The sequence below is a fragment of the Bacillus sp. TH17 genome, from assembly GCF_016651125.1.
GTDB classification, from domain to species: Bacteria; Bacillota; Bacilli; order Bacillales; family Bacillaceae_G; genus Bacillus_A; species Bacillus_A mycoides.
On the sequence record NZ_JAEKEN010000001.1, the window covers coordinates 3268422 to 3282362 of the forward strand.

Genomic DNA, 13941 nt, shown 5'->3' on the forward strand with positions numbered 1-13941 from the left:
TCTTTTATCATTCTCTTAACTGTTCCATAAATGTTTATCCTTAATGAACTATTGATACGGAGGTCTAACTATGAAAACCGCAATCTACCTAAGAAAATCCCGCGCCGATCTCGAAGCTGAAGCTCGTGGCGAAGGCGAAACTTTAGCAAAGCACCGCTCTACCCTGCTGAAAATTGCCAAGGAAATGAACCTAAATGTTCTAGCTGTCCGTGAGGAAATCGTTTCTGGTGAGAGCTTAGTGAAACGTCCTGAGATGTTAGCTCTGCTTGAAGAAATTGAAGATAACAAATATGATGCTGTTCTTTGTATGGATATGGACCGTTTAGGTCGTGGTGGTATGAAAGAGCAAGGAATCATTTTAGAGACGTTTAAACGCTCGAATACGAAGATTATGACACCTAGGAAGACTTATGACCTTAATGATGAGTGGGACGAAGAATACAGCGAATTTGAAGCGTTTATGGCACGTAAAGAGTTAAAGATTATTACTCGTCGTATGCAAAGAGGCCGTATCGCAAGTGTAGAGGCTGGTAATTACCTTGGTACACATGCACCATTCGGATATGATATCCATCGTTTAAATAAGCGAGAACGTACTTTAACGCTTAATTCAGAAGAAGCTTCTGTCGTAAGAATGATATTTGATTGGTATGCAAATGAGGATATGGGCGCGAATGCAATTAGGAGTAAGTTAAATGATCTTGGCTACAAAAGCAAACTCGGAAATGAATGGAACCCCTACAGCATCTTAGATATATTAAAAAACAATGTGTACATCGGAAAGGTAACTTGGCAAAAGCGAAAAGAAGTAAAACGTCCTGATGCTGTAAAAAGAAGTTGTGCACGCCAAGATAAGTCAGAGTGGATTATTGCTGATGGCAAACATGAGCCAATTATACCTGAAAGCTTGTTTGAACAAGTGCAAGAAAAATTAAACTCAAGGTATCACATCCCTTACAATACGAACGGAATAAAGAATCCATTGGCTGGTATTATTAAATGCTCTAAATGTGGTTACAGTATGGTCCAACGTTATCCAAAGAACCGAAAAGAAACTATGGATTGTAAACACCGTGGATGTGAAAACAAATCAAGCTATACTGAATTAATTGAGAAGCGTTTAATCGAGGCTTTAAAAGAATGGTATATCAATTATAAAGCTGATTTTGAAAAACATAAGCAAGATGACAAATTAAAAGAAACGCAAGTTATTCAAATGAATGAAGCTGCATTACGCAAGCTTGATAAAGAATTAGTGGATGTCCAAAAACAGAAAAATAATTTACATGATTTATTAGAACGCGGCGTTTACACAGTCGATATGTTTTTAGAACGCTCGAATGTAGTTTCTGATCGTATTACTGAAATTACTTCCACGATGGAAAACTTAAAGAAAGAAATTAAAACAGAAATTAAGAAGGAAAAAGTGAAGAAAGATACAATTCCTCAAGTAGAGCATGTTCTTGATCTGTACTTTAAAACAGATGATCCAAAAAAGAAAAACAACCTCCTAAAGTCGGTTTTAGAAAAGGCCGTTTATAAGAAAGAAAAGTGGCAAAGGCTTGATGATTTCGAACTTGTGCTTTACCCTAAGCTCCCTCAAGATGGCGACATATAAGCGTTCGCGCTTTGTCGTCACCTTGTTGGTGTAATTAGATTTACTCCATTAAGCCCTAAAGCATCATTCGTCGAAACAGCCAATACGACAGGCTTCCCATTTCTAAGCGTCGCTTTTGCTGCCATTAATACTGGAGAGTCTGTCATTGCATTTGCAAATTTACTCATCGAATTCCCTGTTAGTGGTGCAATCACCATGCAATCTAGTGGAATTTTCGGTCCTAGTGGCTCTGCGCCAACGATTGAATTAATTGCCTTAAAACCGGTTATTTCTTCGATCTTTTTAATCCATTCTTCCCCTTCGCCAAATCTAGTATTTGTTGATTGGACAGTATAAGAAACAACGGGACGTACTTCTGCACCTTCTGCAATTAACTTCTCTAAATGTGGCATAACTTCTTCATACGTACAATGTGACCCTGTAAATCCGAAACCAATTCGTTTTCCCTTCAAACTCATTTCTCATCATCCTCCTTTGCGATTGCATCTGCTATTAATAACTGAGAAAGAACATTCGCTAATATTTGTCCTGCTGTTTTCGGTGCAACAATCCCAGGAAGACCAGGTGCTAATAGTGCCTTCACTCCACGCTTCTCCGCATAGCGAAAGTCCGTGCCACCTGGCTTAGAAGCTAAATCAATAACTAGCGTATGAGCTGGCATTTTTGAAAGAACATTCGCTGTCACAACAAGATGCGGAATTGTATTAATAACAATATCGATATTACCTACTTCTTTCTCTATGTCTTGCATATGAAAAGGAGAAAACATCATTTCTGTAATACGAGCAATATGTTCCGAACGTCTCGCTCCAACTTTGACATGTGCTCCTAATGATTGAAAGGCTCTTGCAACACTCATACCAGTTCTACCAAATCCTAAAACCATTACATTCGATCCATGAATTGTGTAATCAGTATGTTGAATAACCATCATTAGTGTACCTTCTACGGTCGGAATAGAGTTATAGATTGCAACATCATCACGATCAAATAATTTTACAAGTTTGCGATTTGTAGTAGCTACGAGATTTTCCAAGTAAGGTGTACCAATACCTGAATATATAGTGAAGTTTTCTGGCGTCTTTTCAATTTGTTCTTTCGTTATGGAAACTTTCTCATTTGAAAAAATAGTATCTACTTCTCCTCTGGCATTCGTCCCTGCAACCGGCAAAATAATTGCATCTAAAGAAGTGAAATTTAAATCTTGTATACTTTCCTTTGCTGCCCCTGTGAAGCCATGATCTAACTGTTCAAACCCTATTAATGAAAGTTTCGCGTCCAGTTCGACTAGCTTGCGAATTACTTCTAGCTGCCGTGCATCTCCTCCTATGACAGCAATATGCATCTCAGTCAACATTCCCTAATTCACCTTCTTTTTCTTTCATTTATAAGAAAAATGCCTACTTTTTCTTTTTCCTCCACATCATATGTAATGTACGAGTTTGAGGTGATTGAAAAACAAAAAGCACACGTGATTTATCTTCTTTATATAAAGATAAAAAAAAGACAACCAAAATGGTCATCTTTCACTATGATCTTGAATGGTTCGTAAGATCGCAAAGTATCATATCATTTCCAACCTTCTTTATTTTGCTCCATTCTACTCTCACTTCTTGCTGTTCTCTTTTAAAACCTCCCCATTTCCCAGCAGGTATAATAAGCGCTTGTATTTTTCCATCTCTCTCATCAATTTCTAAATCTGCATGACCTAAAACTCCCATTTTTTCTGCTCTTTCTAAATCCACAATCTCTTTGCCACTTAATTCACTTAAACGCATTAAATCTCCCCCTATCCTACTTTTTATGAAGGTTATCCTATAATAAGTACCTATTCTGCATATATAAAAAAATAACCGTATCTCATATAAAAGAGATACGGTTATTTCCGAAAGCGAATGAATTACAAGATCGATTAAAGTTTCATTCCTTTTGGCAGTTTTCCATCTGGACTAATAAGTGCCGCAGAGAATTCATCGGTAAACATATTGCGAATTAACTCGTCTACATTTTGCTTTGTTACAGTGTTTACACTTTCAATAATCTCATCAAGAGAACGATGTTTACGAAGAAGCAATTCGTTTTTACCATTACGGCTCATACGACTATTCGTACTTTCTAAACTTAACATTAAGTTTCCTTTTAATTGTTCTTTACTGTTAACAAGCTCTTTTTCTGTAATACCTGTATTTTTCAACGTATTTAACGTTTCTTGCATTGTTTCATACAGTGTATCTAATTGTTTACTACCTGTTCCACCGTAAAGTGTTAACATTCCTGTATCTTCATAAGAAGAGTGATAAGAGAATACTGAGTACGCCAATCCACGTTGCTCACGTACTTCTTGGAATAAACGGCTACTCATACTACCGCCTAAAACATTATTTAATACAATTAAGTTATAAATATCTTCGTGTCCCATTTGCAAGCCTTTATATCCTAAACATAAATGAGCTTGTTCTGTTTCCTTCTTACGTGCTACTTTATTGAAATGGAAGATTGGGCTATGTACTTGTTCACGATTTGTTGTCCCTTCGTAACTACCGAAATATTGCTCTACAGTTTGTAAAAATGCTTCATCAATATTCCCTGCAATTGATACAACAACATTTTCAGGTGTGTAATGATCTTTCATATATTGACGTAACGTATCACCTGTAAATGTTTCAAGCGTTTCTTCTGTTCCTAAAATAGGATATCCAAGCGGATGCGTTTCATATGTTGCTTTCGTTAACATATCATGCACAATATCATCTGGCGCATCTTCGTACATTTTTATTTCTTCACATACAACATTCTTCTCTTTTTTCAGTTCTTCCTCATCAAATGTTGAATTAAAGAACATATCTGCTAAAACATCTAATGCATATTTAGCATGCTCATCTAGCACTTTCGCATAGTAACATGTATATTCTTTTGAAGTAAAAGCATTTACTTGTCCACCAATGCTATCAAATGATTCTGCAATCTCCCTTGCACTTCGCGTTTCTGTCCCTTTAAAGAACATATGTTCCAAAAAGTGCGAAACCCCATTATTTTTTTCATTTTCATTTCTTGAACCTGCGTGGATCCATATACCAATCGCAACCGAGCGTACAGTTGGTATATTCTCCATAACAATTCTTACACCATTTTTACACGTATATTTTTTAATCAAAAACTTTCCTCCTAATGCCAGTTTCTCTAAATAATTGCTATTATTTAATGATAACAAGTTTAGAGATGAATGTCATGCAAATGTATTTAATCCACACGTTTTTCATCTAGTAATTCTGTAATATTCCCCACTTTATATCCTTGTTCCTTTAAATTTTTAATCATAGTATCTAGCGCTTCTGTTGTAGATGAAGTAGGATGCATTAGCACAATAGCACCTGGATGTATTTTTCGCATTACTCTCTGCAATAGCACACCCGGTTCTGGCCGCTTCCAATCAATTGTATCTACAGTCCACATAATCGTCCCCATTTGGAAATCATCCGCTATTTTTACTACCTCATCCCGAAAGCTTCCACTTGGCGGAGCAAACCATCTCACTTTCTGATTTGTAGCTGCTTCTATCATTCGATTCGTTTTTTGTAATTGATCTCGTATTTCATCTGTAGACAGCGTTTTCATATTAGGGTGTGTGTAAGAATGATTTCCTACTTCTTGATTTGCATCGACAATCATTTTGGCAAATCGTAAGTTTTCTTTCACCCAGCGTCCTTCTAAAAAGAAAGTCGCCTTCACATCATGTTTTTTCAATATCTCTAATATACGTGGCAAATACTCATTACCCCAGGCCACATTAATTGTTAATCCCACCATCTTTTTATTTGGATGTCCTCGATAAATGGGAGCTGGTGGTAAATCTTCTAAGTGAACACTCGGTGATACTTCCTTAAATTCAAGTTGTTTTTGATCAAACTTCTTGATTTTCTTCATATTATTATAGGACGCTTCTATATCCACTTGTTTTCCATTATACCCAGGCGTCGCCTTCCAAATCTTATCAATCATCGCATTTTGCGGCATAATCTCGTACTGTTTTACATGCTTTTGAATCTCTTCATGCAAGTTATCCTGCGCAAAAACGGAATAAGAGCCACAACCCATATATAAAGAAAATATAAATATGTACGCTAATATACGAGCTTTCATATAAACCCTCCCATTAACTATAAAAAAGAAACCATTTTCTTCTTATCTTTGTTAATTTGAGCGTTATGATGAAAACTATACCTATACTCACATAAAAATCTAAATAAATCACATTTTTTACATAACAAAAAAAGCCAGCTAAACTGGCTTTCACTTATTGTTGCTCTTGTGCGTTTTCTTCTTTAGCTGCTTCTTCTTTAGCTGCTTCTTTTTCTTGCTCTTCTTTTAGCAATACTTTTCTAGATAAGTTTACACGACCTTGTTTGTCAATCTCGATAACTTTAACTGAAATCTCATCACCGATTTTCACAACGTCTTCTACCTTACCTACACGCTCAAGTGCAAGTTCAGAAATGTGAACAAGTCCATCTTTACCGCTAAATAATTCAACGAACGCACCGAATTTTTCAACGCGTTTAACTTTTCCTAAGTAGATTTCGCCTACTTGTACTTCGCGAACGATATCTTCGATAATTTTCTTCGCTTTTTCATTCATCTCTTGATTAATTGATGAAATGAATACTGTACCATCTTGCTCGATGTCAATTTTAACGCCAGTTTCTTCAATGATTTTATTGATTTGTTTACCACTTGGTCCAATAACATCACGAATTTTATCTGGGTTAATTGCCATTGTAATAATCTTCGGAGCATACGCAGATAACTCAATGCGAGGTTCAGCGATAACAGATAACATGTGATTTAGAATGTGCATACGACCAACTTTCGCTTGTTGTAATGCTTCTTCTAAAATCTCACGAGATAAACCATCGATTTTAATGTCCATTTGTAGTGCAGTTACACCTTTTGCAGTACCTGCTACTTTAAAGTCCATATCACCTAAATGGTCTTCCATTCCTTGAATATCTGTTAAAATTGTGTAATGCTCACCAGATTTCACTAGACCCATTGCAATACCAGCAACTGGTGCTTTAAGTGGTACACCCGCATCCATCATCGCTAATGTACTACCGCAAATACTTGCTTGTGAAGTAGAACCATTTGACTCTAATACTTCAGATACAAGACGAACTGTATATGGGAAATCCTTTTCAGATGGAAGTACAGGTTCAAGAGCTCGTTCTCCTAGTGCTCCGTGACCAATTTCACGACGACCTGGTCCACGCATTGGTCTTGTTTCACCAACACTAAATGAAGGGAAATTATAATGGTGCATAAAGCGTTTTGACTCTTCTACACCTAGACCATCTAAAATTTGCACATCGCCTAATGCACCTAATGTACAAATACTTAATGCTTGCGTTTGTCCACGTGTGAATAGACCAGAACCATGTGTACGAGATAAAATGCCAACCTCTGATGCTAAAGGACGAATTTCGTCACCTTTACGACCATCTGGGCGGATTTTTTCAACTGTAATAAGACGACGTACTTCTTCTTTTACAATTTTATATAAAATCTCACTTACTTGTCCTAATGTATCAGCATCAGCTTCCTCAGCTTCGTAATGCTCAATTACACGCTTTTTCACTACGCTAATTGCATCTTCACGTGCATGTTTTTCGTGCACTTGAATTGCAGAATGCATATCTGTCTCAGCCATTTCACGTACAGCTTGGTTCAAATCAGCATCCACTTCATAAAGTTTCACTGCTGTTTTCTCTTTACCGACAGCTTGTACAATCTCTTCTTGGAATGCAATTAGACGTTTAATTTCATCGTGTCCAAACATAATTGCTTCTAACATTGTTTCTTCAGGTACTTGATCCGCTCCTGCTTCAACCATGTTAATTGCATCTTTCGTACCAGCTACAACAAGGTGCATATCACTTTGTTCTTGCTGTTCTACTGTTGGATTAATAACGAACTCGCCATTAATACGACCAACTGTCGCACCTGCGATTGGACCTTCAAATGGAATATCTGAAATAGATAATGCTAATGAAGAACCAAGCATAGCTGCCATCTCAGAAGAACAATCTTGATCAACACTCATTACGATGCTGACAACTTGTACTTCATTACGGAAACCATCTGCGAAAAGTGGACGGATTGGACGGTCAATTAAACGACTTGCTAAAATTGCTTTTTCACTTGGACGGCCTTCGCGCTTAATAAAACCGCCTGGGATTTTTCCAACTGCATATAAACGCTCTTCATAGTTTACTGTAAGCGGGAAGAAATCTACATTTTTTGGCTCTTTTGATGCAGTTGCTGTAGATAGAACTGCTGTGTCGCCATATCTTACTAATACTGCTCCGTTTGCTTGTTTTGCAAGCTGACTTGTTTCAATTGTTAGCTGACGACCAGCTAAATCTATCGAGAAGACTTGCTTTTCCTGACTCATTTAAGTACCCCTCTCAATTTAAAATATTCAATTCTTCTATGTAAATGGGTAGTATATCACAATATTCTTTCCTCTAGTATTGCCGAAAATTAAGTAAGCTATAAAGAGTAGAAGATATATTTTTACCTAACAAAAAAGCGGGAATATTCCCGCTTCTTTGACTATCGACGTAAGCCAAGCTTTGTGATTAATTCACGGTAACGTGTGATATCGCTATTACGAAGGTAAGTAAGTAAGTTACGACGTTTACCAACCATCTTTAATAGACCACGACGTGAATGATGATCCTTCTTGTGAGTACGTAAGTGCTCGTTTAGAGTGTTAATTTGCTCCGTTAGGACAGCAATTTGAACCTCTGGAGAACCAGTATCAGTCTCATGAGTTCTAAATTGTGCAATGATTTCATTTTTACGCTCTTGTGTTAAAGCCATCCTATTTCACCTCCTAATAATTAAACCCCCAGTTACCTAGCAAGCATCGGTGAGTCGCAATGCCAAGTAATGGTTGTCATAAAGTACATAACATAGAATACTACTTTTCATTTGAAAAAGCAAGTATATTCTTTACGCTCGCAAAATATTCTTGGGCAACCTTTTTATCTTGAGCGATTTGCGCAACTAACTCATCAATTCCATTAAACTTTTTTTCTTCTCTTATACGCATGTGCCATTCCACTGTAACACTTTGATCGTATATGTCTTTATTAAATTCAAATAGATGCACTTCAATAGATAATTGACGCTCATTCTCTTTGAAAGTTGGTTTATATCCGATATTACATACACCATCATGCCATTCATCATGAACCTTCAACCTTACCGCATATACACCTACAGGTGGCAACAAATATTCATCACTTAAACCTACATTTGCAGTTGGGAAACCAATTTGACGTCCACGCTTATCACCGTGTACAACTGTTCCTTCTACCGTGTAAGCTCTCCCTAAAATAGATGGAATTTGTTCCATTTCACCGTTTCGAATTAACTTTCGTAATGAAGTAGAACTTACTTTTTCTTCTTGATATTCAACTTTTTCGATCACGGTCTGTGTAAACTCCCCTCTTGCATGAAATGGTAAAGTCTCCATCTTCCCTTTTCCTAAACGTCCATATGAATAATCAAAGCCTGCTACTACATGCTTTACATTTAAACCAATAATATACTCATCGACAAACTGCTGTGGTAATAATCCAGCAAATGGCTCATCGAATTTCACCACATATAAGATATCAATTCCTAAACTTGCGATGATTTCTTCTTTAAGGCGCATCGGTGTAATATACTCCACATGCGCTTCTTTTTTTCCTAATACAACAGATGGGTGTGGATGGAACGTCATGACAGCACTTTTACATCCTCTTTCATCCGCTATTTTTTTCGCTGTTCGAATCACACGTTGATGTCCTAAATGAATGCCATCAAAATATCCTAATGCCATTACAGTAGGTGGTAATTCTATTTTATTTTGTTCATGTGGATGAGTTAAATGAATAAGTTTCACGCTTGAATTCACCTTTTTCTGTAATAATCCTTCCAATAATTCATTATAGCTTTAGTTCTTGATTATTCACAAGTACTTTCATTGGCTTTAGCATTCCAGGGTGTTTTGGGTGATGCTCATAAATTGCTAAGCAACGATCATTTTTATCAAATACTGTAATAAATGGTGCTGTTGTTTCTAATTCATTGTTTAAGAACATACCGTTCTTTATTTTTTCAGCTTGCTTTTCATCTACAACCATTTTTGGAAACTTACTTAGCGCCTCATCAATTGAGATGAAAATAGACTCTACTGTTCCATTTTGCACGTTTTCTTCAATTTCTTCAAATGATATGCAATCTTCTAGTAAAAATTCACCAGATGCTGTTCTTACAAGGTGAGACATATGTGATGGAAATCCAAGTTTTTCACCTATCATTACTGCTAGTGTTCTTACATATGTTCCTTTACTACACGTTACACGGAAACGAAATGAAATATTTTCTCCTTCAAAAACTTCACGTTCATCAAGTAATACAAATTCATGAATTGTAATTGTACGAACTGGACGTTCAACTTCTTGTCCTGCCCTTGCATATTCGTATAGTTTTTTCCCGTTAACTTTTACAGCTGAGAACATCGGCGGCATTTGTTCAATTGTCCCTGTTAATTCCGCTAGTACCTCTTCTACTTCTTTACGTGTAATGACACGATTTACATCTTGTTTCTCCACAACTTCACCAGAAGCATCTTCTGTTGTTGTTGAAAATCCTAATGTCACTTCACCTTCGTATGTTTTTGTTTCACTTGTTAAAAATTGCGCAATTTTTGTTGCACGCCCAACGCAAATAGGTAATACTCCTGTTACATCTGGATCCAGTGTCCCTGTATGACCAATTCGTTTCTCACGCAATATCTTTCTTAATTTGAACACACAATCATGTGATGTCATTCCCTTTGGCTTATGTAATAATACTACACCTTCCATATACTCACCTCATCATTATTCTTTTGTAGTAATTGCAATTATGCAAAACTTATTTTACATTGAAAAAATGGATAGACAAATGTCTATCCATTATTCTTCACGTTTACCGTCTTTATTAATTTGATGTAAAAGTGTATCAATTCGATGACCATATCCAATAGACTCATCAAACTCGAAGGAAATTTCCGGCGTTTTACGAAGACGAATACGTTGGCCAATTTCTGAACGAATAAAGCCTTTTGCCTTCGCTAAACCTTTTAATGTATTTTCTTTCTGTTCTTCGTCACCTAAAACAGAAATATATACTTTAGCAATTTGTAAATCTCCACTTACCTGTACATCTGTTACTGTAACAAATCCAATACGTGGGTCTTTAATTTTACGACTGATAATGTCGCCTAATTCTTTTTTCATTTGCTCGCCCACACGGTTCGCACGTAATTTCATAACTCTTCACCTCATTCAATACCATTCCAAATGTGTTATCGTACGTTCAATTTCAGGAAATGAATCGATATACTCAAGTACACGATTCATTTCTTTTTCACAGACAACACGATTTGAGGATACGGAAACAATTGCAATTTCTGTACGTTGCCATACATCTTGATGCCCAACTTCAGAAACAGCTACATTATAGCGCTGTTTCACACGAGTTAACACACGTTGCAAAATTGCTCGTTTCTCTTTTAAAGAATGCACATCGTAAATCATACACTCGAATGAGAGTGAAGCGATAATCATCGCTTCACTTCTTCCATAACGTATGCTTCAATGATGTCCCCTTCTTTAAGATCATTATATCTCTCAATTGTAATACCACACTCATAGTTTTGTGCAACTTCTTTTACGTCGTCTTTGAAACGTTTTAACGTATCAAGTTTTCCTTCGAAGACTACTACGCCATCACGGATAATACGAACGCCACTATCACGTGTAATTTTACCGTCTATTACGTAACAACCTGCGATTGTTCCAACTTTTGTTACTTTGAATGTTTGACGAACTTCCGCTTGACCGATTACTTTTTCTTCGAATTCTGGATCCAGCATACCTTGCATTGCTGATTCAATTTCTTCGATTACTTTATAGATAATACGGTGTAAACGAACATCAACTTTCTCTAATTCAGCTGTACGCTTCGCATTCACATCAGGGCGTACGTTAAATCCAATTACAATTGCATTAGATGCAGAAGCTAAAATAATATCAGATTCTGTAATCGCACCTACGCCTGTATGGATAATTTTTACTTTTACGCCTTCAACATCAATTTTACGAAGTGATGCTGCCATTGCTTCTACAGAACCTTGTACGTCTGCTTTCACAATTAAGTTAATTTCTTTTACATCGCCCTCTTGGATTTGTTGGAATAAATCTTCCAGGCTGAATTTAGATTTCTCACCACGTTGTGCAACTAACGCTTCTTGTGCACGTGATTCACCAATTTGACGAGCTTTCTTCTCATCAGCGAATGCCATGAAACGATCTCCCGCTTGTGGCACTTCATTTAAACCTGTAATTTCAACAGGAGTTGATGGACCAGCAACTTTTACACGACGACCAATATCACTTACCATTGCACGAACACGACCGAATGATGTTCCAACAACAATTGGATCTCCAACTCGAAGTGTACCGTTTTGAACAAGTAGTGTCGCGATAGTTCCTTTACCTTTATCAAGCTGTGCTTCAATTACAGTACCAGCTGCATAGCGATTTGGATTTGCTTTATATTCTTCTACTTCACTCACAAGAAGAATCATTTCTAGTAAGTTGTCAATTCCCTCGCCTTGAATTGCAGAAATTGGTACGAAAATCGTGTCTCCGCCCCAAGCTTCTGGAACTAATTCATATTCTGTTAATTCTTGCATTACACGATCAGGATTTGCCGCTGGTTTATCCATTTTATTCACAGCAACAATAATTGGTACTCCAGCTGCTTTCGCATGGCTAATTGCTTCAACTGTTTGTGGCATAACACCGTCATCAGCTGCAACAACAAGAATTGTAATATCTGTTACTTGTGCACCACGAGCACGCATTGTTGTAAATGCCGCGTGACCTGGTGTATCTAAGAACGTAATTTTCTTATCATTTACATCAACTTGGTATGCACCGATATGCTGAGTAATTCCACCAGCTTCGCCAGCAGTTACTTTTGAATTACGGATAGAGTCAAGCAATGTTGTTTTACCATGGTCAACGTGTCCCATAATTGTAACAACAGCTGGACGTTCTTTTAAGTTTTCTTCATCATCTTGCTCATCGATGAATGTTTCAAATTCAGTTTCACTTACAACTACTTCTTCTTCTACTTCAATACCGTAATCAGTAGCAATTAACTCAATTGTATCTTTATCTAAGTCTTGGTTAATTGTCGCCATAATTCCTAGCATGAAGAGCTTTTTAATAATTTCAGATGGCTCTTTGCTTAACTTTTTAGCAAGGTCACCTACTGTAAGGCTTCCAGAGAAAGTGATTTTATCTGGTGTTTCTACTATTGGTGTTTGTTGTCTTCCAGCAAAGTTATCTTGACGTTTATCTTCATTAGCTTTGCCTTTTTTCTTATTCTTATTGCTGTTCTTTTTACTGCGAACAACTTTCTCTTCTACTTCAAACTCATCTGCAACAGAAGGTTTTTCCGCTCCAGCGCTATATTGATTATCTAATTTGTTTACTACTTCATCTTCTAACATTGTCATATGATTCGAAACCTCGATATTCATCTCTTTTAGTTTTGTCATAAGATCTTTACTTGAGATATTATTTTTTTTTGCATATTCATGTACTCGAATTTTACTCATACCTTCACCCCCGGTAATTTGTATCGAGCATGCTACGTAGCTTTTTCGCAAAGCCTTCATCTAAAACAGCTACAACGACTCGCTCGTCTCTCCCAATCGCATGCCCTAATTGTTGTCGATTTTCGACTTTTCTCATTGGTATGTTGTAGTACGTGGTTTTATCAATGATACGTTTTGTAGTGTTCGCTGACGCATCTTCAGAAAGCAATACTAGCTTTGCTTTGCCACTTCGTACTTCTTTTAAAACGAGTTCTTCACCCGAAATAAGTTTTCGAGCGCGGTTTGCTAGTCCTAAAAATGATTTCCAATCAGACACTTATTTCGACTCCTTCTCAACAAGCTCAAGAAGCTCTTCGTACAGAGAACTGTCGATTTTCGCTTTTAGATGATGTTCCAAAATGTTTTTCTTTTGGGCTTGAATAATGCTTTCTTTATCTTTTGATAAATATGCACCTCGTCCTGATTTTTTTCCTGATAAATCAATAGACACTTCGCCCTCTTTGGAACGAACAATGCGAACTAGCTCTCGTTTTGATTTCATCTCTTGCGTTGCAATACATTTTCGTAACGGAACTTTTCGATTGCTCATACTCATCAC

14 protein-coding genes and 1 pseudogene are annotated in these 13941 nt (G+C 36.9%); 1 reads left to right on the forward strand and 14 read right to left on the reverse strand.

Features of this window, described 5'->3' with window-relative positions; genetic code table 11:
* The first annotated feature begins 70 nt into the window (after positions 1 to 70).
* On the forward strand, positions 71 to 1618 hold the full coding sequence (locus JFT95_RS16570) for a recombinase family protein (RefSeq protein ID WP_201052846.1): 1548 nt from the start codon (positions 71 to 73) through the stop codon (positions 1616 to 1618).
* 32 nt (positions 1619 to 1650) lie between these two features.
* On the opposite strand, the pseudogene dpaB reads toward JFT95_RS16570, so the two are convergent.
* The 14 genes and pseudogenes from dpaB to rnpM form a co-directional block, all read right to left on the reverse strand.
* Positions 1651 to 2076, reverse strand: a pseudogene (gene dpaB, locus JFT95_RS16575) (dipicolinate synthase subunit B); the annotation flags it as partial.
* Positions 2073 to 2975, reverse strand: a complete 903-nt coding sequence (gene dpaA / locus JFT95_RS16580; RefSeq protein ID WP_002088148.1) for a dipicolinic acid synthetase subunit A — start codon at positions 2973 to 2975, stop codon at positions 2073 to 2075. The pseudogene dpaB and the gene dpaA, both read right to left, overlap by 4 nt.
* Before the next feature lie 172 nt (positions 2976 to 3147).
* Positions 3148 to 3396 carry a YlmC/YmxH family sporulation protein gene (locus tag JFT95_RS16585; RefSeq protein ID WP_002014571.1) on the reverse strand — a complete coding sequence of 83 codons (249 nt, stop codon included), beginning with the start codon at positions 3394 to 3396 and terminating at the stop codon, positions 3148 to 3150.
* 134 nt (positions 3397 to 3530) lie between these two features.
* Entirely contained in the window at positions 3531 to 4772 is a 1242-nt protein-coding gene (locus JFT95_RS16590) for a M16 family metallopeptidase (protein WP_002088150.1), read from the reverse strand.
* 86 nt (positions 4773 to 4858) lie between these two features.
* Positions 4859 to 5758, reverse strand: a complete 900-nt coding sequence (locus JFT95_RS16595) for a polysaccharide deacetylase family protein (RefSeq protein ID WP_002033683.1) — start codon at positions 5756 to 5758, stop codon at positions 4859 to 4861.
* Between the two features lie 154 nt (positions 5759 to 5912).
* Entirely contained in the window at positions 5913 to 8066 is a 2154-nt protein-coding gene (gene pnp, locus JFT95_RS16600) for a polyribonucleotide nucleotidyltransferase (RefSeq protein ID WP_002033682.1), read from the reverse strand.
* 161 nt (positions 8067 to 8227) lie between these two features.
* The gene (gene rpsO / locus JFT95_RS16605; RefSeq protein WP_001229392.1) at positions 8228 to 8497 is read right to left on the reverse strand and encodes a 30S ribosomal protein S15; all 270 of its coding nucleotides are present in this window, start codon (positions 8495 to 8497) and stop codon (positions 8228 to 8230) included.
* Positions 8498 to 8597: 100 nt separating this feature from the next.
* Positions 8598 to 9569, reverse strand: coding sequence for a bifunctional riboflavin kinase/FAD synthetase (gene ribF / locus JFT95_RS16610; RefSeq protein ID WP_002128800.1), 972 nt, complete (start codon positions 9567 to 9569; stop codon positions 8598 to 8600).
* Positions 9570 to 9612: 43 nt separating this feature from the next.
* Positions 9613 to 10536 (reverse strand): tRNA pseudouridine(55) synthase TruB, encoded by a 924-nt coding sequence (gene truB, locus JFT95_RS16615; RefSeq protein WP_002014562.1) that lies wholly within the window; start codon positions 10534 to 10536, stop codon positions 9613 to 9615.
* Positions 10537 to 10626: 90 nt separating this feature from the next.
* On the reverse strand, positions 10627 to 10983 hold the full coding sequence (gene rbfA, locus JFT95_RS16620) for a 30S ribosome-binding factor RbfA (RefSeq protein WP_002146104.1): 357 nt from the start codon (positions 10981 to 10983) through the stop codon (positions 10627 to 10629).
* Positions 10984 to 10998: 15 nt separating this feature from the next.
* Positions 10999 to 11280: a DUF503 domain-containing protein gene (locus JFT95_RS16625; protein WP_002088157.1), complete on the reverse strand. Its 282-nt coding sequence runs from the start codon at positions 11278 to 11280 to the stop codon at positions 10999 to 11001.
* Positions 11277 to 13343: a translation initiation factor IF-2 gene (gene infB / locus JFT95_RS16630; RefSeq protein ID WP_002014558.1), complete on the reverse strand. Its 2067-nt coding sequence runs from the start codon at positions 13341 to 13343 to the stop codon at positions 11277 to 11279. The genes JFT95_RS16625 and infB overlap by 4 nt, the downstream gene beginning before the upstream one ends.
* A 4-nt stretch (positions 13344 to 13347) precedes the next feature.
* Positions 13348 to 13659: a YlxQ family RNA-binding protein gene (locus JFT95_RS16635; protein ID WP_002033679.1), complete on the reverse strand. Its 312-nt coding sequence runs from the start codon at positions 13657 to 13659 to the stop codon at positions 13348 to 13350.
* Positions 13660 to 13932: an RNase P modulator RnpM gene (gene rnpM / locus JFT95_RS16640; protein ID WP_002088161.1), complete on the reverse strand. Its 273-nt coding sequence runs from the start codon at positions 13930 to 13932 to the stop codon at positions 13660 to 13662.
* Between the last annotated feature and the right edge of the window lie 9 nt (positions 13933 to 13941).

Bases quoted from the DNA above. Each gene is read 5' to 3' on its own strand.
- JFT95_RS16570 (WP_201052846.1), top strand. From the start codon at position 71: ATGAAAACCGCAATCTACCTAAGAAAATCCCGCGCCGATCTCGAAGCT.
- dpaA (WP_002088148.1), bottom strand. From the start codon at position 2,975: ATGTTGACTGAGATGCATATTGCTGTCATAGGAGGAGATGCACGGCAG.
- JFT95_RS16585 (WP_002014571.1), bottom strand. From the start codon at position 3,396: ATGCGTTTAAGTGAATTAAGTGGCAAAGAGATTGTGGATTTAGAAAGA.
- JFT95_RS16595 (WP_002033683.1), bottom strand. From the start codon at position 5,758: ATGAAAGCTCGTATATTAGCGTACATATTTATATTTTCTTTATATATG.
- pnp (WP_002033682.1), bottom strand. From the start codon at position 8,066: ATGAGTCAGGAAAAGCAAGTCTTCTCGATAGATTTAGCTGGTCGTCAG.
- rpsO (WP_001229392.1), bottom strand. From the start codon at position 8,497: ATGGCTTTAACACAAGAGCGTAAAAATGAAATCATTGCACAATTTAGA.
- truB (WP_002014562.1), bottom strand. From the start codon at position 10,536: ATGGAAGGTGTAGTATTATTACATAAGCCAAAGGGAATGACATCACAT.
- rbfA (WP_002146104.1), bottom strand. From the start codon at position 10,983: ATGAAATTACGTGCGAACCGTGTGGGCGAGCAAATGAAAAAAGAATTA.
- JFT95_RS16625 (WP_002088157.1), bottom strand. From the start codon at position 11,280: ATGATTATCGCTTCACTCTCATTCGAGTGTATGATTTACGATGTGCAT.
- infB (WP_002014558.1), bottom strand. From the start codon at position 13,343: ATGAGTAAAATTCGAGTACATGAATATGCAAAAAAAAATAATATCTCA.
- rnpM (WP_002088161.1), bottom strand. From the start codon at position 13,932: ATGAGCAATCGAAAAGTTCCGTTACGAAAATGTATTGCAACGCAAGAG.